This window comes from Bifidobacterium sp. (assembly GCF_051876855.1).
Classification (GTDB): Bacteria; Actinomycetota; Actinomycetes; order Actinomycetales; family Bifidobacteriaceae; genus Bifidobacterium.
The window spans coordinates 136-26,710 of record NZ_JBJEIH010000099.1 but is presented as its reverse complement, the minus strand read 5'-3'; the positions used below and the strand labels follow the sequence as shown (position 1 = coordinate 26,710).

General features: G+C 62.1%; 18 protein-coding genes. 9 read left to right on the top strand and 9 right to left on the bottom strand.

What is annotated here, in order from left to right; translation table 11 throughout:
• From ACI38B_RS06700 to ACI38B_RS06665, 8 genes are all read left to right on the top strand, one after another.
• A partial coding sequence (locus ACI38B_RS06700; RefSeq protein ID WP_439730070.1) for an amidase family protein occupies positions 1–1,110 on the top strand: 1,110 nt, incomplete at its 5' end.
• Between the two features lie 19 nt (positions 1,111–1,129).
• Entirely contained in the window at positions 1,130–2,626 is a 1,497-nt protein-coding gene (gatB, locus tag ACI38B_RS06695) for an Asp-tRNA(Asn)/Glu-tRNA(Gln) amidotransferase subunit GatB (RefSeq protein WP_404440152.1), read from the top strand.
• Positions 2,627–3,146: 520 nt separating this feature from the next.
• Positions 3,147–4,220 carry a GNAT family N-acetyltransferase gene (locus ACI38B_RS06690; protein WP_439730071.1) on the top strand — a complete coding sequence of 358 codons (1,074 nt, stop codon included), beginning with the start codon at positions 3,147–3,149 and terminating at the stop codon, positions 4,218–4,220.
• Positions 4,217–4,531 (top strand): DUF2469 domain-containing protein, encoded by a 315-nt coding sequence (locus ACI38B_RS06685; protein ID WP_015451098.1) that lies wholly within the window; start codon positions 4,217–4,219, stop codon positions 4,529–4,531. Before ACI38B_RS06690 ends, ACI38B_RS06685 begins: the two co-directional genes overlap by 4 nt.
• Positions 4,532–4,678: 147 nt before the next feature.
• Positions 4,679–6,268, top strand: a complete 1,590-nt coding sequence (locus ACI38B_RS06680) for an NAD(P)/FAD-dependent oxidoreductase (RefSeq protein ID WP_439730069.1) — start codon at positions 4,679–4,681, stop codon at positions 6,266–6,268.
• 279 nt (positions 6,269–6,547) lie between these two features.
• On the top strand, positions 6,548–8,554 hold the full coding sequence (gene rho, locus ACI38B_RS06675; protein ID WP_439730068.1) for a transcription termination factor Rho: 2,007 nt from the start codon (positions 6,548–6,550) through the stop codon (positions 8,552–8,554).
• Between the two features lie 254 nt (positions 8,555–8,808).
• The gene (locus tag ACI38B_RS06670; RefSeq protein ID WP_439730067.1) at positions 8,809–9,201 is read left to right on the top strand and encodes a chorismate mutase; all 393 of its coding nucleotides are present in this window, start codon (positions 8,809–8,811) and stop codon (positions 9,199–9,201) included.
• 154 nt (positions 9,202–9,355) lie between these two features.
• Complete coding sequence (locus tag ACI38B_RS06665; protein ID WP_439730066.1) at positions 9,356–11,329, top strand: hypothetical protein; 1,974 nt, start codon at positions 9,356–9,358, stop codon at positions 11,327–11,329.
• A 171-nt stretch (positions 11,330–11,500) separates the two neighbouring features.
• Here ACI38B_RS06665 and valS read toward each other — a convergent pair whose 3' ends face one another.
• The 4 genes from valS to ACI38B_RS06645 all read right to left on the bottom strand — a co-directional run bounded on the left by valS (position 11,501) and on the right by ACI38B_RS06645 (position 18,073).
• Complete coding sequence (gene valS / locus ACI38B_RS06660) at positions 11,501–14,284, bottom strand: valine--tRNA ligase (RefSeq protein ID WP_439730065.1); 2,784 nt, start codon at positions 14,282–14,284, stop codon at positions 11,501–11,503.
• 228 nt (positions 14,285–14,512) lie between these two features.
• Complete coding sequence (locus tag ACI38B_RS06655) at positions 14,513–16,069, bottom strand: ABC transporter substrate-binding protein (protein WP_439730064.1); 1,557 nt, start codon at positions 16,067–16,069, stop codon at positions 14,513–14,515.
• A gap of 125 nt (positions 16,070–16,194) precedes the next feature.
• Positions 16,195–16,863 carry an endonuclease III gene (gene nth / locus ACI38B_RS06650; RefSeq protein ID WP_439730063.1) on the bottom strand — a complete coding sequence of 223 codons (669 nt, stop codon included), beginning with the start codon at positions 16,861–16,863 and terminating at the stop codon, positions 16,195–16,197.
• Positions 16,864–17,332: 469 nt separating this feature from the next.
• Positions 17,333–18,073, bottom strand: a complete 741-nt coding sequence (locus tag ACI38B_RS06645) for a winged helix-turn-helix transcriptional regulator (RefSeq protein ID WP_029575737.1) — start codon at positions 18,071–18,073, stop codon at positions 17,333–17,335.
• Positions 18,074–18,324: 251 nt separating this feature from the next.
• Here ACI38B_RS06645 and ACI38B_RS06640 point away from each other — a divergent pair, with 251 nt between their 5' ends.
• Positions 18,325–19,068 carry a hypothetical protein gene (locus tag ACI38B_RS06640; protein WP_439730062.1) on the top strand — a complete coding sequence of 248 codons (744 nt, stop codon included), beginning with the start codon at positions 18,325–18,327 and terminating at the stop codon, positions 19,066–19,068.
• A gap of 210 nt (positions 19,069–19,278) precedes the next feature.
• On the opposite strand, the gene ACI38B_RS06635 is transcribed toward ACI38B_RS06640, so the two are convergent.
• The 5 genes from ACI38B_RS06635 to ACI38B_RS06615 all read right to left on the bottom strand — a co-directional run bounded on the left by ACI38B_RS06635 (position 19,279) and on the right by ACI38B_RS06615 (position 25,974).
• Positions 19,279–19,863, bottom strand: a complete 585-nt coding sequence (locus tag ACI38B_RS06635; protein ID WP_339562657.1) for a manganese efflux pump MntP — start codon at positions 19,861–19,863, stop codon at positions 19,279–19,281.
• A gap of 429 nt (positions 19,864–20,292) precedes the next feature.
• Positions 20,293–20,790 (bottom strand): inorganic diphosphatase, encoded by a 498-nt coding sequence (locus ACI38B_RS06630; RefSeq protein WP_015451087.1) that lies wholly within the window; start codon positions 20,788–20,790, stop codon positions 20,293–20,295.
• 115 nt (positions 20,791–20,905) lie between these two features.
• Positions 20,906–23,110 (bottom strand): maltotransferase domain-containing protein, encoded by a 2,205-nt coding sequence (locus ACI38B_RS06625; protein WP_439730061.1) that lies wholly within the window; start codon positions 23,108–23,110, stop codon positions 20,906–20,908.
• A 188-nt stretch (positions 23,111–23,298) separates the two neighbouring features.
• On the bottom strand, positions 23,299–24,306 hold the full coding sequence (locus ACI38B_RS06620; protein ID WP_439730060.1) for an asparaginase: 1,008 nt from the start codon (positions 24,304–24,306) through the stop codon (positions 23,299–23,301).
• Positions 24,307–24,393: 87 nt separating this feature from the next.
• On the bottom strand, positions 24,394–25,974 hold the full coding sequence (locus tag ACI38B_RS06615; protein WP_439730059.1) for an amino acid permease: 1,581 nt from the start codon (positions 25,972–25,974) through the stop codon (positions 24,394–24,396).
• Between the last annotated feature and the right edge of the window lie 601 nt (positions 25,975–26,575).

Here is a 26,575-nt window from a genome sequence, read left to right as displayed (position 1 = left end):
TCCGCGTTCGGCAACACCCACAACCCGTGGGATGCGACCCGCGTTCCGGGCGGTTCCGGCGGCGGCTCCGCGTCCGCGGTCGGCTCCTATGAAGCGCCGCTCGCCCTCGGCACTGATACCGGCGGTTCCATCCGCCAGCCGGGCGCATTCACCGGAACCGTGGGCGTCAAGCCCACCTACGGCGGTGTGAGCCGCTACGGCGCCATCGCCATGGCGTCCTCGCTCGACCAGATCGGCCCGTGCGGCCGTACCGTGCTGGACACCGCGCTGCTGCACGAGGTCATCGGTGGCAATGACCGCCGTGATTCCACGTCCATCCCTGCTCCGGTCCCGCCGGTCGCAGCGGCCGCCCGCGAAGGCCTGAAGCGTGACCTGAAGGGCGTGCGCGTCGGCCTGATCAAGGAAATCGGTGGCGAAGGCTTTGAAGCCGGTGTTGCCGCCCGATTCAACGAAGCGGTCAAGCTGCTGGAATCCATGGGCGCAGAAGTCAAGGAAGTCAGTCTCCCGCATCTGCCGTATTCGCTGGGCGCGTACTACATCATCATGCCGTCCGAAGTCAGCTCCAACCTGGCCCGCTACGATGGCATGCGTTACGGTCTGCGCGTCATGCCGCCCGCCGGTGTGCCGCAGACCTCCGCCAACATGATGGCCTACACGCGTGAAGCCGGGTTCGGCGACGAGGTCAAGCGCCGTATCATCCTCGGCACGTATGCGCTGTCCGCCGGATATTACGACGCCTGGTACGGTTCCGCGCAGAAGGTGCGCACCCTGGTGATCGACGACTTCAACAAGGCCTTCGAACAGGTTGACGTGCTCGTGTCCCCGACCGCTCCGAGCACCGCGTTCCACTTCGGCGAGAAGACCAGCGACCCGCTGTCCATGTACCTGGGCGATGTGGCGACCATCCCTGCGAACATGGCCGGCGTGCCTGCCATGTCCATCCCGTGCGGCCTGTCGGACAACGGCATGCCGGTCGGCTTCCAGTTCTTCGCGCCGCAGCGTCACGACGAGGCCATGTACAAGCCCGCCGCCGCATTGGAAGCGGCTTTGGAAGAGCAGTGGGGCGGCAATATCCTCACGAAGATGGCCACGCCGTGGCTGAACGCCTGAAACCGGAGGACGAAGACAAATGGCTGAAAAACTGATGAAATTCTCTGAAGCCGTCAAGCGGTTCGACCCGGTGATCGGCTTGGAGACCCACGTCGAGCTGTGCACGAACACCAAGCTGTTCTGCCCGGCACACATCGAGTTCGGCGGCGAACCGAACACCCAGCTGACCCCGGTGAGCCTCGGCCTGCCGGGAAGCCTGCCGGTGATCAACGAGACCGCCGTCGATTTCGCCATCAAGCTGGGCCTCGCCCTGCACTGCGAAATCGCCGAATGGAGCCAGTTCGCCCGCAAGAACTACTTCTACCCGGATATGCCGCGCGACTATCAGATCTCGCAGTATGACAAGCCGACCAACGGCAACGGCTACCTGGATGTTGAACTGGACGACGGCTCGATTTTCCGCGTGCCGATCGAACGCGCGCACATCGAGGACGACGCCGGCAAGAACACCCACGTGGGTGGTGCCGACGGCCGTATCGAAGGCGCCGACCATTCGCTCGTCGACTACAACCGCGCCGGCGTCCCGCTTATCGAGATCGTCACCAAGCCGATCGAGGGTGCGGGTGAGCGCGCCGCGGAAATCGCAGGAGCCTACATGCGTACGCTGCGCGATATCGTGCGCGCGCTGGGTATTTCCCACGCCCGCATGGAGCAGGGCAATATGCGTGCCGACGTCAACGTGTCGCTGCGCAACAAGCCCACCGACCCGTTGGGTACGCGTTCGGAAACGAAGAACGTGAATTCCTTCCGTGGCATCGAGAAGACCATCGTCTACGAAATCCGCCGTCAAGCCGCGCTGCTCAGCGACGGCGGTGAGGTGCTGCAGGAGACCCGCCACTGGGATGAGGCTTCGCAGACCACCGCCGGCGGCCGTCTCAAGACAGACGCCGACGATTACCGCTACTTCCCGGATCCTGACCTGGTGATGCTGCACATCACCAAGGAGCATATCGATCGCATCGCCAAGGATATGCCGGAGATGCCGCGTGAACGCCGCAACCGCCTGCAGGGCGAGTGGAAGTTCTCCGATCTCGAGATGCGTGACGTCATCAACGCCGACGCGCTCGACCTGATCGAGGACACCGTCAAGGCCGGCGCAACCGCTTCCGGTGCGAAGAAGTGGTGGCTCGGCGAGCTGTCGCGTGAAGCGAACGCCAAGGGCGTTTCGCTCGAGGAACTGCCGATCACCCCGGCCGATGTCGCCGAAGTCGAGAAGCTCATCGCTTCCGGCAAGCTCAACGACAAGCTCGCGAAGAAGACCGTCTCCGGCGTGCTCGCCGGCGAAGGCACCCCGGACGAGGTCGTCAAGAAGCACGGCTATGAGGTCGTCCAGGACACGGGCGCGCTCGAAGCCGCGGTGGACAAGGCGCTCGCCGACAACCCCGACATCGTCGAGAAGCTCAAGAGCGGCAACATGAAGCCGATGGGAGCGATCATCGGTGCCGTGATGCGCGCGACCAAGGGCCAGGCTGACGCTAAGGCGGTCAGCGGATTGGTCATGAAGAAGCTGCACTGAGCGAATCGGGCAGACTGATTGCGTTGAGTGCGCTGAGTGGCTGCGCTCAATGAGTGCAGCCGTCCGGCATCACCAACGACAGCCCCACAGAGCCAACGCCCTGTGGGGCTGTCTCATTCCTAAGTCCCCTGTTTCTGCCGACGCTGGCGGGTGGCCGAGTGTCGGTAGAGGGTTTTGCCGACGCTGATGGGTTTCTCACCGTCGGTAGAAGGTTGTGGTTCTGTTTCTGCCGACACTGACGGGCCGCTCACCGTCGGCAGAAGGTGGGAGGGGCGTTGGGGCGCGTATTCGGATGTTCCGTACAGGTCTGTGCGAAATCCTGCAACTTGTTACCCGACTCGGTAGAATAGGACCGTATTGGTAACGCTTATGAGGATGAAAGCGAATGTCTGAACAAACACAGTCAGTGGCGGACAGCACAGTAGACGGCACGGTCAGCAGTGCAGTCAATAGTGCGGTCAGCGGCGAAGATCGCCGCGAACTGCCCGCCCGCATCACCATTCCCGAAATTCGCGGGGAGATGGTTCATCTGCGTCCGGCGAACATCGAGGATTTGGGGCGTCTCGATCAGCTTGACGCGTTTTACAATGCATCCGGAATTACCGGAAAGGACCGCGAATCCGAACGCGCGGCGGTCAACGCGTGGGTGCGTCGTTCCGTCGCATGGGCCGAGGGCCGCGCGTCCGTGGACTCAGGGGTTGCAGATCCCGAATCGCGTCCCACCATCGCATGGGCGATTCTGACCGATGCCGATCGTGACGGCGATGGCATCGTTGACGCACAGGCGACGGACAACGTCATCGGCATGATCTTCCTCATCGATATCGATGGATGGTCGCGTTCCGCCAGAATCCAGGTCGTGCTCGGCAAGGATTACCGTGGCCGCGGCTATTCGCGCGACGCGATGCCTCGTGTCATGACCTTCGGTTTCGCTCCGAGGCCTGCCGGCCTTGGTATGCACCGCATCTGGGTCGCTGTGCCGGAGAAGAACACGCGTTCGCTGTCCGTGTACCAGTCCCTCGGCTTCATTCCCTCGGGCACGTCGCGTGACGCGCTGTGGGACGCGGAGAACAACAAGTATCAGGATCTGATCGTCATGGATATGCTGACCGACGAATACGATCCGATCCACTCGCTGGAAGTCTTCGGCATGCATGTGTTCGAAGACAATCCGGGTGTCAAAGAGGCGCTGTGCGCGCGCGAGCATTCGTTGGCGATTCGCAAGCGCGAGCATCCGGCGGATGGCGGCGACCATGCGTCGCATGCGGGCGACGAGGGCGACCAGACACATCGCGATGGCGTCGATCAAGTCGGCAACGACACGAACGGCCAGACGGACGGCGCAATTGAAGGGGTCGGCACGTCCGCAGGCGATGCCGCGCCGGGCATCTCGGGAGACAACCGGCCTACCACCGACCATGCCGGGCAAGCTGACGCCGACCAAAGCCAAGCATCGGCAAGCGCCCCCGGCCACCACACGCTGGATGGCGAGGAGAACTGGCCGCACAGCTCGCATGACCGTCAGCCCTCGAAGCAGGCGTGGTGGCGTACCATCGGCCGCAGGCGCGAGCGCAGGACGGAGGAGGACGCATGAGCGCGGAAGATCTTGACAATTACGAGACCGACGCCGAACTCGCCCTGTACCGGGAGTATCGTGACGTCATCAAGCTGTTCACCTACGTCGTTGAGACGGAACGTCGTTTCTACCTGGCGAACAAAGTCGATTTCAACGTGCGTTCCGCCGGGCAGGACGTGTATTTCGACGTGCAGCTGACGGATGCGTGGGTGTGGGATGTCTATCGTTCCTCCCGTTTCGTGAAAAGCGTGCGGATTGTCACGTTCAAGGACGTGAATGTCGAGGAAGTCCAGAAAACGGATATCGATATCCCGGATTCGTTGACTTGACACGGTTTGCGAGACTCCCCACCCTTTGGTGGTGGGGAGTGTTAGCATGACATACGGTTTATTCGTGTATTTTTTCGGCTTCGGCGTCCATGATGCGCCGAATCATGTAAAGTTTCACTGATTTGTTGTGTTGTTCAGGAGGTCATTGTGGCACAGAAGCAGTCTGTCGTGATTATCGGCGGCGGTCCCGCCGGTCTTACTGCCGCGTGGGAACTGGTGAAGAAGGGCGGCGCCGAGCAGTACGACGTGACAGTGCTCGAGGAGACCGGTGAATTCGGCGGCATCTCACGTACCGTGAAGCATAACGGCAACCGCATGGATATCGGCGGTCACCGCTTCTTCTCGAAGGACGACCGCATCATGGATTGGTGGAAGGAGGTGCTGCCGCTCCAGGGCGCCCCTTCCTATGACGACAAGAAACTCGGCCGCCATCACGATCTGGAGCCGGGCGGCCCGGATCCGGAGAAGGAAGACAAGGTGATGCTCAAGCGCCACCGCGTCTCCCGTATCTTCTGGAACCATCATTTCTTCGACTACCCGATTTCCCTGTCAGCCAATACGCTCAAGGCCATGGGCTTCAAGCTCACCATGGTGGCAGGGTTCAGCTATTTGAAGTCCGTGTTCCACAAGCTGCCGGAAACGAATCTGGAGAACTTCTACATCAACCGTTTCGGCCGCAAACTCTATTCGATGTTCTTCGAAGGCTACACGGAGAAGCTGTGGGGCCGTCACCCCAGCCAGATTTCCGCGGATTGGGGTTCGCAGCGTGTCAAGGGCCTGAGCATCATGGGCGTGCTGAAGAACGCGTTCCAGAAGCTCTTGCCGAAGAAGCGCGATTCGAAAGAGGTCGAAACCTCGCTGATCGAAGAGTTCTGGTACCCGAAGTACGGTCCCGGCCAGCTGTGGGAGACGGTCGAGCACAATTGCGAGCAGGCCGGAGCGAAGGTCATCACCGATGCCAAGGTCGTCGAAGTGCGCCAGGAAGGCGGCAAGATCGCCTCGGTTGTCTATGTCGACCATGCGGGCAACCGCACCGAGCTCAAGGCCGACCAGTTCATCTCCTCCATGCCGGTCAAGGATCTCATTAACGCGGTGGACGAGTCGGACAAGCCGGCCCCGAAGGATATCACCGAAATCGCCAACGGCCTGCCGTACCGCGATTTCGTGACCGTTGGCCTCTTGGTCAAGCATCTTCGCCTGAAGAACACCACCGACATCCCCACGCTCGGCAACCCGCCGATTGTGCCGGATTGCTGGATTTACGTGCAGGATCCGGGCTACAAGGTCGGCCGCATCCAGGTATTCAACAACTGGAGCCCGTACCTCGTCAAGGATGTCGACGACACCGTGTGGATCGGTCTTGAATACTTCTGCAAGGAAGGCGACGATTTCTGGAATATGACCGATGAGGAGGCCACGAAGTTCGCCATCGAGGAAATGACCCGCATGCGCGTGATCAACGGCCCCCAGGACGTGCTGGATTCGCATCGTGAACGCGTCAAGAAGGCCTACCCCGCGTATTTCGACACGTACGCGCAGATGCCGGAGCTCGTCGAATACCTTGATTCCTTCGGCAACCTGTATTGCGTGGGTCGCAACGGCCAGCACCGCTACAACAACATGGATCATTCCATGGCCACGGCTATCGAGGCGGTCAACAACATCAAGACCGGCAAGACCTCGAAGAAGAACGTGTGGTCGGTGAACACCGATAAGTCCTATCACGAGCAGAAGTAGCGGCGCGTCGCGAGTGCCGTCTCAGCCCGCCCTCCCGCCATCGGGTCGGCGGGCTGTTCTGTATCGTCGGGGCTGTCTGGCGGCGGGCGGCGCATAGCGGTCGATATGTCGCCGCGGGCGGTGTGTTGCGCCGGTCGCAGCTCCGTTGTACAGTAAATGAAGTTCGGTTGGGTCTGAAGACCGTGATAATCGAACGTTTCATCGCGGTTTTTTCCGCATCTTGTCATACAGCTCGCCGGCGAAGCGTCGGTAGAAGCCACAGAAAGGCAACATTAGGCAATGAGCCAAAATCTTGAGGATATGAAGCTGCCTGAGCTCAGGGAGCTTGCCAAGCAGATGGGCCTGCGCGGTACGTCGACCATGCGTAAGCCCCAGCTGCTCGCAACGTTGCAGGCGGCTCGTAGTGGAGGGCAAGCCCCGGCCGGCGTCACGGTACGTGTGCCGAAGCCGGTGAAGAAGGCCGCTTCTGCCCCGGAACAACCGCAATCGCAAACGAAACCGCAGTCTGCGGCATCTGCGTCTGATTCCGCATCGGCTTCCAAGCCAGCATCCGAGCCGCAGTCCAAGCCCGCGGCCGAGTCCGCATCCGAACAGCCGGCGGCCCGCGCCAATCGCAGGCCCTTGCGCGTCCCTCCAATCGCGCATACTGAAGCGATTTCCCCGATGGAAGGCGAGTTGCAGATGCCGCGCGTGCATGAGCGCCGCGCCCATCGTCGTGGCGGGGAACCGACGGGATCGTCTCTGCTTGACCAGCTTGATCTGGACAGCAGCGAAGGTATGCGCACGCGTCATCGCGGCAATGAGCGCGTCAATGAGCGCGGTGAAATCCATCGTCGCGGCGGCCGTGCGGATTCGAGCGTGCAGGAGCGCGAAGAAGAAGCCGTGCGCGATCTCGACGACATTCTCGCGAGCCTGCCTGCGCAGAAGAACGAGGAACACGCCGGTGACGACCGTGCATTCGGACGTCGTCGCGGATCTGGCCGCAATGACCGCGTCGAGCGTAACGACAGAAATGATCGCAATGACCGCTCCGATCGCGGGGACCGTTCTGAACGTAATGATCGCAATGACCGCAGGAACGGCAATCGTCGTCTGCGCGGTCGTGATCTCGACGACCGCCGCGGCGAGGAGCAGAATGACGAGCTCGTCCCGGTCGCAGGCATCGTCGACGTGCTGGATTCGTACGCATTCATTCGAACTTCCGGCTATCTGCCCGGCCCGAACGACGTGTACGTTTCCATGGGACAGGTCAAGAAGTACGGCCTGCGCAAGGGCGATGCCGTGCAAGGCACCATCCGCACCCCGCGTGAAGGCGACCGTCGCAACCAGCGGCAGAAATTCGTGCCGCTCCAGGCGATCAGCAGCATCAATGGCATGAGTGTCGACGAGGCTGCGAACCGCCCGCAGTTCGCCAAGCTCACCCCGCTGTATCCGCAGGAGAGGCTTCGTCAGGAAACCACGCCGAACAAGCTCATCGGGCGGATTATCGACTTGGTCGCCCCCATCGGCAAGGGCCAGCGCGGTCTGATCGTCTCCCCGCCGAAGGCTGGCAAGACCATCACTTTGCAGGCCATCGCGAACGCAATCACCGTGAACAACCCGGAAGTCCATCTTATGGTCGTGCTCGTGGACGAACGTCCTGAAGAGGTCACGGATATGGAACGTACCGTGCAGGGCGAAGTCATCTCCTCGACCTTCGACCGTCCGGCGACCGACCATACGATGGTCGCCGAACTGGCAATCGAGCGTGCGAAGCGTCTGGTCGAACTTGGTCAGGACGTCGTCGTGCTGCTGGATTCCATGACCCGTCTCGCCCGCGCATACAACATCGCCGCTCCGGCGTCGGGCCGCATTTTGTCCGGCGGCGTGGACGCACAGGCGCTGTACCCGCCGAAGAAGTTCTTCGGCGCCGCACGCAACATTGAAAACGGCGGCTCTCTGACCATCATCTCAACCGCGCTGGTGGAAACCGGCTCGAAGATGGACGAGGTGATTTTCGAGGAGTTCAAGGGCACCGGCAATATGGAGCTGCGTCTGAGCCGCGATCTGGCGGACAAGCGCATGTTCCCGGCCGTGGACATCAACGCGTCCGGCACTCGCCGCGAGGAGCTCATCACTTCGCCGCAGGAACTGCCGATTATCTACCGTCTGCGCCGGCTGTTCGGCGGGCTCGAGCCCGAGCAGGCGTATCAGGCGCTGGTGCCGCGTCTCAAGAAGACACCCAGCAACCGCGACTTCCTCAAGGCGCTGGTCCAGCAGTCGGGCGCGGGCTCGTCCTCGAACTGAGCCTTACCCGCCGCTCAATCGGCGGTACGGGTGCCAGACTGCAAGGCTGATGTTGTTGGCCGGCGGTATAGCTGACTTTGCTGATGGCGGATCGTCCCATGACGGTCCGCCATCAGCGTAGTGGTGAATCGGCGGCTGGGGGTACTCGAGATACCGGTTCGTACCGGCTTGGTGGCGCCCGCGGCGCTCGGTTTCGCGCCGGCCTGGTGTGCCCGCCAGTCCTTGGTATAACAAGGCTGATAATCTTATACATTATGAACGATTCCGAACATGGTGATTGGCAGGATACGACCATTGATGCCGCGCAGGCGCAGGAGCATCCGGAAGTCGCACAGGCTGTGCGCAAAATCAAGGCGTTGCGCCAGTCGATTGACAATGTGGACACGGCCATCGTCTCGCTGCTCGCGGAACGGTTCAAATTCACGTCCGAAGTGGGTGTGCTCAAGGCGCAGGCGGGATTCGCGCCGGCTGATTGGAAGCGCGAGGACGCTCAGATCAAGCGACTCCACAGGGTAGCACAGGAAGCCGGGCTTGATCCGGAAATCGCGGAAATGTATCGGGAATTCGTGGTCACAGAAGCCAAGAAACGTCATCAGCGCATCGCCGACGCCGGCGGGGATCCCGGCGTGCTGGATGTATTCGCATGAGTGTGAGGTTCGACACGGCCGACAAATCCGGACATGACGGAGGCATGAATCTGAGTCGATACCACGGAATAAGGAGCAGACGACACTGATGATGGTGACCCGCGGCACAAGGCGTGGAAGGCATCCTGGGCGGATTGCAGGCAGGGTGTGCGGCATGACGGTATCATGCGCGATAACCCTCGCCATAGCATCCGGGGGAGCGGCACCCGCGCGTGAGGCGGAGTATCCCTCCGGAACCGCTGTGGCCACGAAAACGCAGGATGTGTTCGGCATTCTGCACGCGGGAACGATCTCCGGCGAACTGTATATCGCCAACGATTTTCAAATTGACCAGTCCGGCACGGTTATCGATTACGGGGTCAGTGCGGACGGCGAGCCTGTCGCGCAAACGGTGGGCGGCAAGGAACAGGCTACGGGCACGGCGGCCAATACCCTGACCCGAGTCAGCAGCGGCCTCAAAGCGATGCCTTGGACCGTGCATGTGCGTTACAGCCTCAACGGGCCGAATGTCGATTCGTCGGCGGTCAGCGGGGCGAACGGCCTGGTCGGCCTGCACGTGACCGTAGCCCCGAATCCGCTTGCTGACACGGATTACGCCAACACCACGATTCCTGTGATTGCGTTCACGGTACCGACCAAAGTCACGAGCGAAATCACCGGCAGCAGCGGCACGCTCGTCACCCAAAACGGCACGGATATGCTGGTCGTCGCGGTCGGCAGGCCCGTGCATACTACATCCTTTGACTTTTTCTTCACCGCGAAGCACTGCTCGATGAGCCCGTTGGCTGTCGCCGCGGTCGAGGCTTCCGATACCGCGGAATTTAGCCGATCCATGACTGCGCTCGCCACACGGGCCAGCAATCTGTCGGATATCGCCATCGGTGGCGGCAAGCATGATACCAAGCTACTCAACCGGCTCAAAGCGATGCGCGACGCGGAACGTGACAAGGCGAAAAGCGCTATCGCCGCAGCAGACCCCGCGTACCAGCAGGCCTTCCACGATTACATGGCCGCGTATGTGACCTCGTACACCGGGCATTTGAGCGGCTCAATCGGTGACAGTACGCAGATGAGCGCGTTGCTCGGCACGGCGGGCGAATTGAACAGCGACACCCCGGTTGCGCGGGCTGTCGCCGATATCTCCAATGCGACCAATGATCGCAGCGCCGCGCGGGCACATCAGGGTGCGGCCGATGCAATTGACGACACAATCCGGCAAATCGAATTGCGCGGAACGACTGGTTTGGCGGCTGACCTCAAACGCCAGGCGGCTTCTCAGACCTCGCGCGCGGCCAAGGATTTCAAGACTGGCCAGAAGATGATGCACGATGCGATGATCCCGTTTTCGATGGCCTATACCGACGCGTATACGCGGCATCTGAGCAAGATGACCGGAGGTACGGCGTCGGGCGCATCTACGTATGCGCAGCAGGCGATTAAGCAGACGAACGACGAATTCGCTTCGAACAAGAACCTAAAGGCCGACAATCAGAAAGTTCAGGCCGCATTGGATACGATGGCGGCGGCGAAAGCCCGTGAAGGTCAGGGCAAGATGCTGCTCACGCTGGCCGCGCTGGTCGCCAAATCCGGCACCGGCGATGCGTCCGGGGCGTCCAAAAGCGCAGCGGCGGATTGGAAGACGGTGTCGGCGAACGGTTTGACGGCTTATGCCTTGTCGTGTGTCGGGGAGCGTGCTGGCGATGGGGCTGCTGACGGTTCTGCCGACGGTGTCGCTGGTGGCTCTGGCAGTAGTGCCGCGCCTGCTGCCCCACTTGCATCCACGCGTGCGTTGTATGGTCTCGCAGGGCGGCAATCGCATGGTATCGAGGCGGATATGTCGGCGACGGTCAATGATGTGGTGGCCGTGGAAACGGCAGCTGAAATCATCAAGAATGCCGTAGATACGTTGGCGCCGGACGGGGCGTCTGCATCGTCTGCGTTGAAGCGGGCGATTGACGAGGCGCGTGCCGCCAAAGTCAAGGTTGTGGCTCCTGCCGACGCGCAGTCCTCCGTGGGGGCTCTTGAGGCCTCTCGTATTGGACGTGAAGGTGCGTCGCGGGATGTCGTCACCCCGGTGAACACGCACACCGTTGGCGCCCGCTTCCTGATGGTCACTGACGAACTCTGATCCGCCAAACCCTACCCATCAGTAACCCACCACCCTAGTGATGCTACCCAAACTGGTGACGCTGAGGGGGGGCACTTGACGTAGCTAGTTTGGGTAGAAATACAAACTGGTTACGCCGGGCGGGGGCTCAGCGTAACCAGTTGTGGGCAAGGACGTGGGAAGCGTCAGCGCTTACTTGCGCGGCTTCTTGGCGGGCGGCTCACCGAGCTCGCTGTCCTTGACGATGACGGCGACTGCCGCATCGGCCTCATTCTTCGCGTCCTCGGCAGCGCTCTTGGCAGCCGCTGCAGCCTGCTTCACGGCCTTGATAGCAGTGCCGGCGCGCACCAGCGTGATATTGCCGACCACGCGTCCGGCCTCGGCGATGTCGCCCAGCGTGGACTTGATGGAGTCGGCCGCATCATCCACCGCGTCAAGCGTGACGGACAGGATCGGCGTCTTCATCGAGACCTTCGCCTCGGACTTGATCTTGCGCAGCGCGGCAAGCGCCTCGCCGGCATAGGTGAGCACGTCCGGGGAGACCTTGAACGCGGCCTGCTCGTACGGTTCCGGCTTCGGCCATGCAGCGCGGTGCACCGAGCCCTCGCCCGCGTGCATCCAGGACCACACCTCTTCGGTCGCGTACGGCAGGTACGGGGCCAGCAGACGGGCGAAGGTATCCAGACCCAGCCCCAGCGTGGTGCGTGCGGACTTGACCGCCGCCTCGCTCGGGGTCTTGCCCGTCGAATCGGCCGTGCCGTATGCGCGGTTCTTCACGAGTTCGATGTAATCGTCGCAGAACTGCCAGAAGAAGCTTTCGATGACTTCGAGCGCCTTCGAATGCTCGTAGGAGTTCAGCGCGTTCGTCGCCTGGCGGATCACGAGCGCCATTTTCGCCATGACCGCGCGGTCCAGCGGTTCGGTCACGTCGGCCGGATTCCAATGCGCGATGGCAGGGGAGCCGACATGATGGTTCTCGTCCTCGCGGCCGATGGCCAGCGCGAACTTGGTGGCGTTGAGCAGCTTGATGGCCAGACGGCGGCCGATCTTCATCTGCCCCTCGTCATACGTGGCGTCCAGACCGAGGCGCGCGGAAGCGGCCCAATAGCGCACGGCGTCCGCGCCGAACTGCTTGATCGGCTTGTTCGGCACGACGACGTTGCCCTTGGACTTCGACATCTTCTTGTGATCCGGGTCGAGAATCCAGCCGGACAGCGTGGCGTTCGCCCACGGCAGGCAATGGTTCTCAAGATGCGCGCGATCAATGGAGCTGAACAGCCAGGTGCGGATGATGTCCTGGCCCTGCGGACGCAAATCCATCGGGAACGTGGCCTTGAACAGCGCCTCATTCTCCTCGCCCGGCTCGGCCCAATGGGTCACGATCTGCGGGGTCAGGGACGAGGTTGCCCACGTGTCCATGATGTCCTTTTCGGCGGTGAAGCCGTTCGGCTGGTCGCGCTGGGACTCGTCGTAGCCTTCCGGCACGTCGTTGGTCGGGTCAATCGGCAGCTGGTCCTCGCGCGGAGTGAGCGGATGCTCGTAATCCGGCTCGCCGTTGGCGTCGAGCGGATACCACAGCGGGAACGGCACGCCGAAGAAGCGCTGGCGGGAAATCAGCCAGTCGCCGTTGAGCCCGTTGACCCAGTTGTCATAACGCACATGCATGAAGTCTGGGTGGAAGTTCAGCTCGTTGCCGCGCTCGATGAGTTCGGCGTTGAGCTTCTTATCGGTGCCGCCGTTCTTCAGGTACCACTGGCGGGAGGTGACGATTTCGAGCGGCTTGTCGCCCTTCTCGTAGAAGTTCGTCATACGGGTGGTGGGCTTCGGCTCACCGTCCATATCGCCGGATTCGCGCAGGTGGTCGACGATGATCTTGCGTGCGGAGAACGTGGTCTTGCCTTCGGTCTCCTCGAAGATTGCGCGGCCCTGCGGGTCCTCGATCCAATCCGGCACGTTCATAATGATGCGGCCGTTGCGCTGGATGATCGGGCGGGTCGGCAGTTTCAGGTCACGCCACCATTCGACGTCGGTCACGTCGCCGAAGGTGCAGCACATCGCGATGCCCGCGCCCTTGTCCATTTCGGCCGCCGGATGCGCGAGAATCGGCACCTTGACCTTGAACAGCGGGGAGTAGACGTACTGGCCGAAATACTGCTTGTAGCGCTCGTCTTCCGGGTTGGCGATGAGCGCGCCGCACGCGGCGAGCAGTTCCGGACGGGTGGTCTCGATGTAAATCGGGGTGCCGTCTTCGAAACGGAACGCGATCTTGTGGTAGAAGCCGGGGTATTCGCGGCTTTCCAGCTCGGCCTGGGCGACCGCGGTCTGGAAGGTCACGTCCCACAGGCCCGGCGCGTCCTTCTGGTAGGCCTCGCCACGAGCGAGATTGCGCAGGAACGCCTTCTGGGCCACGCGCTGCGGATGCTCGCCGATGGTGTGGTAGGTCTGCGACCAGTCGATTGACAGGCCGAGCGACCGCCACAGCTCCTCGAACTGCTTTTCGTCCTCCTTGGTGAGGCGCTCGCACAGTTCGATGAAGTTCTTGCGGCTGACCGGCACCTGGTCCTTCGCGTTGATCTTCTTGCCGTCGGTGCCTTCGAATGGCGGCTTGAAATCAGGATCGTACTTCAGGGACGTGTCCACGCGCACGCCGTAATAGTTCTGCACGCGGCGTTCGGTTGGCAGGCCGTTGTCGTCCCAGCCCATCGGATAGAAGACGTCGAAGCCCTGCATGCGCTTGAACCGGGCGATGATATCGGTGTGCGTGTAGGAGAACACGTGGCCGACATGCAGATGGCCGGACACGGTGGGCGGCGGGGTATCGATCGAATAGACGGCCTTGCGGTCGCGTGTATTGCGGAATTTGTAGACGCCGGATTCGTCCCACGTCTTGCGCCACTTGTCTTCGAGCCCGTCGACGCCGACCTTGTCAGGCAGCGGGGTCAGGTTCGCGGTGATGGTATTGTCCTGATCAGTCATAACCGCTAGTTTAGGGAGCGATTATGACAACAGGGGAGCGTGCTTTCGGGCGGGAAGACGGGTTTCGCGCCGGTTCCGTTTGGCTCGCGCCGGTTGCGGGCAAACGGCGGCTAATGAGGGGTTCCGGTTGACGGTAGATTGCGGTTGATGATGGCGGGCTACGGCTTGCGACGGGCTACGGTTAGCGGACAGGTACCGATGCCGACGCCGGCAACCGCCGGACGCCGGTCAGTGCTTCTTCAGCACGAGATCCTTGAGCGGGAGGATTTCATCGGTCAGATTCACCGGGTACCCGCTCAGCTTCGGGTTGACCGCGATATTGATACCCCGCTCGTACAGCCACGCCGCGGCAGCGTCCTGGCTGACCGTGCGCGCGAACGTTGCCATCTGCGTGGCGTAGTCAGTGGCGTTCGTCGATGCGACCGCCTGCTGGTATTCCTGCTGGGCCTCGCCGTTCTGATATTGCAGGGTGTTGTTCACGCCGTTGAACAGGTCCACGTTGTCGGTGCCACCGACCGAGACCAGCGCAATCTTGAAATCGCCGCTCTTCAACCGTTGGCTCAGCGTCGCGTCATCGACCACCTGCATATCAGGATTGATAGCCGTCAGATTCGACGTGCCCTGCTTGAGATAGTCGTTGATTTGCGCGCCGAGCGCCTGATATTCCTGGGGTACGAGGAAGGTCAGATCGCCGAAATACCTGGTTGAATAATAGGTGAGCATCTGCGCGGCCTTCGCCTGGTCATGCGGGTAGAGACCCGTCAGGTCCTCGTAGCCGGGTTCCAGCGGGCCAATCGGGCCGCCGAGCGCCTGTTTCGCGTCCGTCGCCGAGGACGCCACAGCGGCGGTGTCAATCAGATAGCGGAACGATTGGCGGGTGCGCAAATCCGACATCGGGGAGTCCGTGCCGCAATTGAAGACGAGCATCACTTTGGATGTGCTGGAACCTTGGACCGCTTTCATTCCGGTGCGTTTGCCGATATCCGCGATACTGGTATGCTCCAGCGGCAGCGCGAGCTCCACTTTGCCTTCGGCAGCGGCTTCGAGCAGCGAAGATTCGTCGCCATAGTAGTGCAAGGTGACTTGGGGGCTCGCCGCCTTCTTACTGTCCCAATACCGATCGTTGCGTTGCAGGGTGATGGTGGAACCCTGCTTATATGTCCGCCCGACGATGAACGGCCCGGAACCGAGCGCCTGCGTGGTGTAATCGAGGTCTGCTGTGCTGTCGTAGACGATGCCGGCGCGTCCCGACAACGCTCGCAGCAATGTCGCGTCAGGCTCGCGCAGCGTCAACACCACTGTGCTGGCGTCGTCTGCGGACACGGAGACGACGGACCCGAGGCGCTCGTATCCTACGTATTTCTTGCTGATGATCTGGTTGAACGACCAGACGACATCGTCGGCGTCGAGCGTGTCACCGTTGGAAAACGTCGCGTTGCCGCGCAGATGGAGGGTTACGGTCCGCCCGTCCTTGGACGTGGACCAGCTATTGGCGAGCGAGGGGATGAGTTTGTTGTTCTCATCGCGTCCGATAAGCGTTTCGTAGACGTTGCCGAGCAAGGCCTGTTCGACGGCGGTGCCTTGTTCGGTGCGGATATCCAATGATTTCGGGGCGTCGATGAGGCCGACGTCGATGGTTGAATCAGAGCCGATCAGCCCGGTGTCGTCAAGAACCCCGCTACGTTCCGCGATGGACTTGCCGAGCATGATTAGCGCGAACAGGGCGATGACGATGGCGCTGAACGCAATCCACCGTCTGAGCTCTCCCCGCTGCTTCTTCGTCATGATTCGAGTCTACCGCGAACCCCGCCGATGCGCTGCCCGTGCATACCCCCTTCGATTGACGGCGGGCGTTGTTCGGTGGTTTTCCATCCGTCACCGTTGTGATAAATCTGCTGCCGGTGTTGTGTTCACCCGAAGATGCCGGCGCTGGGACAGGTGTCGTTGAGGGGGCAGGCGGCGCAGTCGGGTTTGCGTGCATGGCATGTCGCCCGGCCGTGCAGGATCAGCCTGTGCGATAGATTGGTCCACTCCTCGGGCGGGAAGCACGCGGTGATTTCGCGTTCGATATGCACCGGGTCGGGGTGTGCACTCCGCCAGTCGGTACGCCAGCGTAGGCGGCCGGTCACACGAATCACATGCGTGTCGACGGGGAAGCCCGGCACGCCGAACGCGTTGCCGAGCACCACATTCGCGGTTTTCCGCCCGACACCGGGCAGTGACGTCAGCTCGTCCATGGTGTGCGGGACGGTGTCGCCGAACCGTTCGTGCACGTCATGCGCCATCGCGACGATATTGCGGGATTTGGCGTGGAAAAAGCCCAATGGCCGGATGATTTCCTCGACATCCTCCACCCGTGCGGCGGCAAGTTCGGCCGGTCCGGGGTAGCGCGAGAACAGCGTGGGCGTGACCGTATTCACCCGTTTGTCTGTGGTCTGGGCGCTCAGGATCGTCGCGGTCAGCAGTTCGAAAGGGTTCGTGAAATGCAGCGCGCACGCCGGGGCGGGGAACTCCTCGCATAGGATTCGGTACTCGTCATGCATGCGTTCGATGCGGTGTCGTTTGCTTTCGCTGGCCATACCCGCATGATAAGGCACAGTTGGCATCTGCCCAACCACGGGTCGTATGCCAATGGCGAATTGCTGATGCGGCGGACGTTGATGGGGTGGCGGTGGCGGCGTTGTGTGAGGATTGGCTCACACGGCGACGGTTTGGGTGGTGCCGATGGAAGATGCGATGGGGGTCTGGGGCCATTGTGTGAGGATTGACTCGCACAGTGGCGGGATGCACGGTTAGGTTTGGCTGGTCGGGTGATTGGAGGGGTGGTTGTGTGAGGTTTGGCTCACAGGATGACGGTTCAGATGGTCGGAATCGGCTGGCTGACCTGTCTTGGATGTCATTGTGTGAGGATTGGCTCACAGGATGACGGTTTGGAGTGGCTGCAATCGGTTGATTGGGGTGCGTCGGGGGTTCTGTGTGAGGATTGGCTCGCACAACGGCGGCTTGAATCTGCCTGAATCAACCCGAATCGCTCGCATCGACCCAAAATCAGCCTTGGGAAGCGTTCGCGCGGGCGGCGCTGTCGTCCTTGTCGTCTTCCGGCGGGTCGAAACGGTAGCCGACGTTGCGAACCGTACCGATGACATGCTCGTATTCGCCGCCGAGCTTGGCGCGCAGACGCCGCACGTGCACGTCCACGGTTCGCGTGCCGCCGTAATAGTCGTACCCCCACACTTCCTGCAACAGCTGCGCGCGGGTGAACACACGTCCGGGGTGTTGGACCAGATATTTGAGCAGTTCGAATTCCTTGTAGGCCAAATCAATCGGATGGCCGTGCAGACTTGCCGTATATCCATTGGTGTCGACGACCAAGTCGCCGCAACGGATCAGCCCATCGGTGTCCTGTGCCCCGACCGCATTGGACTGGACGCCCGACGGCATGTTGCCGCGTTCCGTGACCAGCCGCAAACGGCCTTCGACTTCGGCGGGGGAGGCGTTGGCGACGACGACGTCGGCGATGCCCCACTGCGAGTTGACAACCGTGAATCCGCCCTCGGTGAGAATCAACACGATTGGCGTGGACAGACCGGAGGCATGAATCAGCCGGCACAGGGTCTTCGCGGTGGCGAGATCGTCCCTCGCGTCGAGGAACAAGACGGTGCTTTCCGGCATCTTCACCAGACTCGCCGCATCCATCGGCAGCACGCGCACCCTGTGAGAGAGCAGCGCGAGCGACGGCAATACGGATGCGGGGTCACTGGCAGAGGTCATCAACGTCAAATCAGTCATGTTGCAGCCCTCCGGTCGAATTACGGTTTTCACACAGTTTACAGCTGTAATGTTATGGCAACCGGGACATTCAAGGGCGGTGCTTCCATATGGCGGAGAATGGGCAAGCGCGCGGCTACAATGAGTGAGGAACTCCGTCATGACGTCACATGCCGGTAACATGCCCATAACATTGTGGGCCACCCGGTTGCATGACGATGACACATGACGCCGTGCCACGGCAGGAACATCCGTCGGCGGAAGGAATAGATATGGTAGAGCAGACACAACCCGACAGCACCCTCCCGCATCGTCCGTACCGTGGCGTACTCGCCGTGCAGGTTATCGCGCTTGTGCTGCTTGTCGGTGCCAGCCTGCTCGGTCCGTTTGCCCTGTTCCTTGAAGTGCCTCTGTGCATTGCGGCGATGGCGGCGTTCACGATTTTCTGGCCGTTCCGCGGCACTTGGACTGATCGTGTGCTTGGCGTGCTCGCAGGTCTGATTTCGCTGGTGTTTGCTCTCAACGCGCTCGGCAGTGGGACACTGTACCCGTCGTTGAACGCGAATGACGCGCTGACGATTGCCGCGACCCCGCTGATTCACTGGGCGTGCGTGTATGTCATGCTGCTTGCGCTGTTCACGGTCATCGGTTTCGCCCGCCAGATGGCGCGCAAAGAGCGCACCGATCTGCTGCGCTCGCTGTCGCAGAGCCTGACCGGCGTGGTGGCGATGGCGAGTATGCCCGGCTGGCTGTTTGTGGTGGTCTCGGCGTCCTGCGTGTCGTTCACAGGGCCGGGAACCTGGGCTGCCATTGTGGTGAGTGTGATTGCGTTGGCGCTTATGGTGCTGATGGTGATCGCCTCGCGGTTCTGGCTCAAGGATTTCGATCCGGATCCGGCCGTACCAGCCCCGTGGGTCGGGATTGCCCTGCTACCGGTGATGCTGCTTGGGCTGGTGGCGTTCGCCGCGACGCTGGCATTGCTGCTGTGCCAGTACGGTCCGATATTTGTGGGCTGACTTTTTCGGCACACATTTTGTTTGCCTTTCCGCGCCCTGAAGTCGCAGGAAGGCGGTGATACAGCGTGATTTCGCGCTTCCTGCGCGCGGTATAGGTCAGGAGGTATCGGTCGAGCGGTATCGGTCGGATGCCTAGGAACCCGGGAACCTTGGGATACAGCGCTATACCAGTGCCCTACGACGCGTTCATGTTGCCTTCGTTGACCCGCCCTACCAGGCGATGACGCCGAGATGCTCGAGCAACACCTTGATGCCAATGAGGATCAGGATCACGCCGCCCGCAATCTGCGCGGGTTTCTGCCATCTGGCGCCGAACGCGTGTCCGATATGCAGGCCGGCGGCGGAGAACGCGCCGGTCACCACGCCGATGATCAGTACCGACCACAGGATGTTCACCTTCATGAACGCGAAACTCACCCCGATCGCGAACGCGTCGATGCTGCACGCCACGGCGAGCGGCAGCATGTGCCGCCAATCGAACTGCGGTGTTTCGCGTGCGTTCTCGTCATCCTCCTCGAACGCCTCGCGGATCATATTGCCGCCAATCAGCGCGAGCAATCCGAAGATGATCCAGTGGTCCACCGCCGTCACATACCCGCTGAACGTGCCCGCCACCAGATAGCCGAGCAGCGGGAACAGCGCTTGGAATCCGCCGAACCATAGGGCGGTTTTCAACGCATCCAACGGGCGTACCCGGCGCACGGTCAGGCCTTTGCCGATGGACACAGCGAACGCGTCCATCGAAACGGAAAGCGCGATGAGAAGAATACCAACCAAAGAAGTGCTTGATGTCATAGTCAGTGCATGGTTCATCCGCAGTGCGGATGGGCCTCGACGGCTAACCGCCTACGCCTTACGGTCCGACACGGCGACTGCCGGCGTAGGGCGGCTTTGAATTCCCACGAATCTGTTCGCATGTCGAAATTACCCGCTCCAGTATAGTCGCTCGTCGCTGAAAGACAAGCCGCGGGCAATGCCGGGCACGCTGGGCAACGCCAAGAAACCGAGCACACCGGACGCATAAGCAACGCGGGTAAAGCCGATCGCTCGGCGCACGCGACCATACAGCCCATACAGCCCTCGCAAACGAAAAGGACCGCCCCAATCAGGACGGCCCTTTCATGTCGTATATGTGCACAGCTCGGTTCGGCGGATGCCTAGGCGATCGCTATCGATCCTTGGGCTTCAAACCGAAAGCCGAACCCGTAATCGTGCGCGTATGCGTCACTTGGCTTCGGAAGCGGCGAGACGTTCGCGCGCGGCCTTGATCTCGGCCTCGGCCTTGTCCACGCCGGCCCAGAAATCGCCCGGCTTGACTTCCTTGCCCGGCTCCAGAGCCTTGTACTGCTCGAAGAAGTGCTTGATTTCGGCCTTGTGGTACTCATTGACGTCGTCGATGTCCTTGATGTCGTCGAAACGCACGTCGGCAGGCACGCACAGCACCTTGTCGTCGCCGCCGGCCTCGTCGACCATGTGGTACAGGCCGACAGCGCGGCACTCGACCACGCAGCCCGGGAACACGGAATTCGGGATCATCACGAGCGCGTCCAGCGGATCGCCGTCCTCGCCCAGCGTGCCGTCGATGTAGCCGTAGTCATCCGGGTAGCCCATGGCGGTGAACAGCGTACGATCCAGGAAGACGCGACCGGTCTCATGGTCCACTTCATACTTGTTCTTGGAACCGCGCGGAATCTCCACGACGACATTGAAGGTTTCTGCCATTTCGAATCTCCTTGATAGACAACAGGATTTCCGTTATTCAGGATACTCGGTACCCGGCACGTATGCCACGTGATGTGGATTGTGCAGAGTACCGAGTATCGGGATTCGGGAAAAACTACTGCTTGACGCTCAGCACGTGCGCGACATCGGCCCACGGGGCGAGCGAGACATAGTTGTCGTTCGTCCAGGTGAAGGTACGGCCGGTCAGCTCGTCGGCCACGGTGAACGGCTCGCCGGCGGGCAGGCCGAACGCGGCCGGGTCGAGGCGGATCATAGACTGATGAGCCTCATGGCCGTCGAGGTTCACGACCACGATCAGCGTGTCCGGCTTGCCGTCTGCGGTCAGCTCGGCGGGCGTGTGGCGGGCAAAGGCGAGAATGTTCGCATCCGAGCTGTCCAGGATCGTCAGATTGTGGTAGCTGCGGGCCGCCAGATGCCGCCTGCGAATCGCGTTAAGCGAGGTGAGCAGCTTGGCGGTGCCGTACTTGTCGGCCTCGCTCCAGTCGCGCACGCGGATTTCGTATTCCTCGGGATTCTCAGGGGCCTGTGTGCCTGGCTGCTGCTTGTTTTCCACCAGTTCGTAGCCGCTGGCGATACCCCAGCTCGGCACGCCCATTGCTGCGAGCACTGCGCGGATCGCGTAGCCGGCGATGCCGTTGTCACGCAGATAATCGGTGAGAATGCGGTGCGTGGACGGCCAGAACGTGTCATGCTGGGTGTATGCGGCGTCGCTGTTCGCCTCGAACAGGTACTCTTCAAGCTCGCGCTTGGTGTTGCGCCATGGGAAGTAGCAGTCCGACTGGGTGAAGCCGGCGCGGCTCAGCGCGCCCATCATCGCGGGTGCGGTGAAGGATTCAGCGAGGAACAGCACTTCCGGGTGCGCGTGCCGGGTCTGTTCGATGATCCGCTGCCACGCCTGCGCCGGCCAGCGGTACGGTTCGACCGCGCGGAACGCCGTCACTCCGGCTTTCACCCACACGTCCAAGGTGTGGACGATCGCCTTGACGATGCCGTCCGGATCGGCATCGAAGTCCAGCGGGATCATATCCTCGCGCTCCGATTGCGGGTCGAGCGGATTTGCCGGCGTGCCGTCAGCCTTGCGGCGCACCCACTGCGGGCGTCCGGCGATCCAAGGATTATCAGGTGACACGAACAACGACACATCAAGCGCTACTTCAAGACCCAGGTCATGGGCTTTCGCGGTGAACGCGCGGACATCATCCATCGTGCCGAGCGACGGATCCACACTGTCTGCCGCGCCGTCAGCCGAGCCGACAGCGTACGGGGAACCCGGGTCGTGGACGCCGGCATGGGCGACGCCGTTGCGGCCACGACGGCCGGTCATGCCGATCGGGCTGATCGGCGGCAGACACACCGTGTCGAACCCTTCGGCAGCGGCGCGTTCAAGACCGGACACGGCAGTGGCGAGTGTGCCGGGGCGTGTGAAACCGGCCGCATCATCATCCACGGCACCTTCGGAACGGGGGAAGAAATCATACCAAGCGGTGAAACTGGACCCCGGACGTTCCACGTGAAACATCCGCGGAGCACTTTCCGATACGCCATCGCGCAGCGGCTTGGCCTCATGCAGGGCGGTGACGTCGTCATTTGTGGCGGCGGCGAAGCGCTCGGCGACCGACAGTTTGCGGTCATCCAGCGTATCGGCGGCTTTCTTCAGTGTGCTGCGCTCGCCGGCGGTCAGGTGCGCGTCACGGGTCGAAGCCCAGCGGCGCAACAGGGTGGCGCCTGCGTCGAGCGCGTTCTCGACGTCTTCTCGTGCGTCGACGGCCTTGCGTGCCTGCTCGAGCCATGCGGCATACGGGTCAAGCCACGCTTCGATGCTGACCGTCCAATCGCCCAGCTGGCGTTTGACCGCCGACCAGCCGGACTGCCACGGACGGGCGTCGCTCGGCTCGCCGGCCTGCACGTCGGCTTCCCAGCGGCTCAGGCCGGGGTTGGTGCAGGTCATGGTGCGGCGCTGGGTTTCCTTGCCGCGCGGATTGCGCACGATTGCGGCGGCGGAGAGCACGAGCCCTTGTTCGGCGGCGAGTTGTGCGCTGACATGGAATTGCTCGCCGAGTTCGACGCGCGGGGTTGTTTCGCCGTGCGGGGTGGTGTCATAGATAGCGACGCGGCCGAATCCGGCTGCGTCGGTGCGTGCCGAGGTCGCCGCGGAGGTCTTGGCGGTGGCGGCTGCGGTTTTGCGTCGTGTCGTGCGCTTGCGCGTCGCGGTGGTGCGGGTGCTCGATGCTGTCTTGGTTGTTGCTGTTGCCGCTGTCGTCGTTGCTGCGGTCTTTCTTGTCTTTGTATCTTCGCTCATACCGCCATTGTATGAGCGAAATCGTTACTAGTACATGATTGACAAGCGGGAAATATCGGAATTTCCCTGAAGTTCAGCCGTCGTTCCGTCCGCCTTGCTGCTTTCCGCTGAGCCTGTTCCGCGTCCCTGCTTCTGCCGACGATGAGCTGCATGTCAGTGTCGGTAGAAACAGGGGTGAGGGAGGGTACTCAGTTGATTTCCAAGGTGATTTCACCAGCGATGGAGCGGCCCATCCATGCGGACAGCTCGGCGCCACCCAAACCTTGCGACAGCAGGAAGATGATCTTCGCGTACGCGGCTTCGAGCGTCATATCGCCGGTGCCGACCGCGCCGGCTTTCGCAATGGCATCCCCGGTCTCATACCGACCGAGCAGCACATTCGCCTGTTCGCATTGCGAAGCGACAATCACCGGGACCCCGGCGTTGAGAGTGTCCGCGATGACGTCCGCGAACCCCGGCTCGAGGCTGGGGATGTTCCCGACGCCGTACGCGCGCAGCAATACGGCTTCAGGCAGGGGGTCGAGCATGGCGGCGAGCCGCTTGGCGCTCATGCCGGGAACCGTGTCGATAACCACCACATCATGCCGTGCATACGGTTTCGGGTTCGCCCAACCCTCGCCCGGATTGTCGAAAGACTCCCATTGCCACGGCGTGCCCGTGCAGGCGAGCGTGCCGGTAGATGGTGAGCAGAAGCCTTCGAACGCCCAGCTCGAGGCTTTCGTCACGCGGTTGCCGGCGAACAGGTGATGCCCGAAGAACAGTGAGACGCCTTTCGCGTGGCCGCTCAACGCCGCATTGAGCGCACCGGTCACGTTCGCGGTCGCATCGGATTCGATCTTGCCGAGCGGATGCTGGGATCCGGTGAAAATCACCGGCTTGCCGAAATCGGTGAGCGCGTAGGACAGCGCCGCGGCGGAGTAACTCATCGTGTCGGTGCCGTGCAGCACGACGAACGCGTCGGCCTCGTCATGGTGGGCCCACAGGTCGTCGATCATCGTCTGCCAGTTGTCGGGGGTCGCGTTCGACGAGTCGATCAGCGGGTCAAGCTCGGTGAAAGTGACATCCCCGTCGTGTAACTCGTCGCTTTCCCCGAGCAGGCGGCGCAGCCATCCGCGCATGTCGGCGCCGGGAACGAGCCCGTGGTCGGATTCAATCATGCCGATGGTGCCGCCAGTGTACGTGATATGAATGCGCATCCTGTCTCCTTGTGCTTGTTGCTTGGCCGTTGCCGATTCCAGTATCGCGAGTGCCGTGAATATTGAGAATATCGCGGATTCGCTGTGTCAGGCGGCGGCGAAATCGTCGCTGAGCTCCTCGATGGAATCCTCATCCTCGTCATTGTCGAGAATCTCGTCCATCAGGCTGCCGTCAATCCGCCCGCGCACCGCGTACCAGCCGATAATCATCGCAACCACGACGACGGCGAACAACGCAAGTGTCCACCTGCCGGACGCGCTCGTGAGATTCGAGATGACCACAATGGCGAAGAACGCGAGCGCCAGATAATCCGTGAACGGCGCTCCCGGCATCCGGTAGGCGGGCCGCTGCTCCTTGCCGGCCTTGACGCGCTTGAGGAACGCGAGATGGGTCACCAGAATTGACGACCATGTACCGGCGATGCCGATGCCGGCGAGATTCATGATGATGTCGAAGGCGTCGGACGGCAGTACCGCGTTGAGGACCACGCCGATCAGGCCGAGTGCCGACGTGATGATGATGCCGCCGTAGGGGATATGGTTCTTGTTCATGCGGGCGGCGAATTTCGGGCCGGAACCCGCGATCGCCAGCGAACGCAGCGTGCGGCCGGTCGCGTACAGGCCGGCGTTGAGCGACGACAGCGCGGCGGTCAGCACGACGACTTGGATCACGTCGCCGGCGTGGGGGATGCCGATGCCTGAGAAGAAGGTGACGAACGGTGATTCGTTCGACGAATACGCGGTGTACGGCAGCACGAGGGCCATGAGAATGACCGAGCCGACGTAGAAGCCGAAAATACGCACGATCATCGAATTGATGGCCTTCGGAAGCACCTGCTGCGCTTCTTTCGCCTCGCCGGCCGCGACGCCCACCATCTCGGTGCCGCCGAACGCGAAGACCACGCCGAGGGTCAGCGCGAAGACCGGGGCGATGCCTTCGGGGAAGAATCCGCCGTGGTCGGTGATGTTGTGCATGCCGGCGTGGTATTGCCCGACCGGGGCTCCGGTGAAGATCGCCCAGATCGCGATGGCCATGAACGCGAGGATCGTGAACACCTTGATGGCGGCGAACCAGAATTCGGCCTCGCCGAACGCCTTGACACTCAGCATGTTCAGCGCGAACACCGCGGCGAGCGCGCACAGGGCGAGCACCCATTGCGGCACGGCCTTGAACGCCTGCCAGTAGTGGAAGTAGAGCGCGACCGCAGTGATATCGGCCATGACGGTGGTGGACCAGTCGAGGAAGAACAGCCAGCCGGTGATGTATGCGCCTTTTTCGCCGAGGAATTCGCGCGCGTAGGACACGAACGCGCCGGAGGACGGGCGGCGGATCGCCAGTTCGCCGAGCGCGCGGACCATGAGGAACGCGAAAATGCCGCACACCGCGTATGCGATGGTCAGGCCGGCGCCGCCCTGGGCAAGACGCCCGCCCGCGCCGAGGAACAGGCCGGTGCCGATCGAGCCGCCGATGGCGATCATCTGAATGTGGCGCGGTTTGAGGTCTTTCGCGTAGCCGGCGTCGCTTTTGTCAATCGCTTGGGTGGTCGGGGCTGCTGATGCGGATTGGGCTGCCGGTGCCGATTGGTTCGCCACGGACGCGGATTCGGTCGCGGATGCTGGTGGCCTGCTGTCGGGTGCGCTCTGCTCTTGGTGCTGTTGTGATGCCATCTGGGTCGGATTCCTGGTTTCTGGTGTGTTTGCTGGTTGCCGCAGGTTTGGGCGCTTGCGGTTTTCGCGCCGGTACGGACGGAAGTGTGTGAAGGGATGCCTCAGGGCCGATGCCGCGGTACTCCTTCGCGCATGGCGTGGACGGGTGCCTTGAAATGTGTCCGACCCCCGATTACGTCAAACGTTTGACGTCAATGATAACGCAGGTCGTGACGCTGGTGTTGCGGCGTCTTGAATCAGCTAGTTCAATCGTCGGCGCTTGCGCAGGGGGTCGGCGCGGCCGCAATCGGCAGCCCTACGGGCAGACGCGTCGGGTCGCCCGGTAGATCCCAGTCCGCCGCCCCGACTCGTTTATGGGCTCGACCGTCACAAGTACAGTCCGCTCGTCCAGAACAGAACGCCGCGGCACGCCTACGGGCACAACCATCACCGGCTCAGTCCGCTTCGGCCTGAGCGGAACGCCCGGACACGTCTGCGGGCGCAATCGGCAATCCGACTGGCGTGGTGATTCCGCCGTGAACGCCCCGTCATGTCAACGGGTGGAACCGGCAATCCGACTGGCGTGGTGATTCCGCCGTGAACGCCCCGTCATGTCAACGGG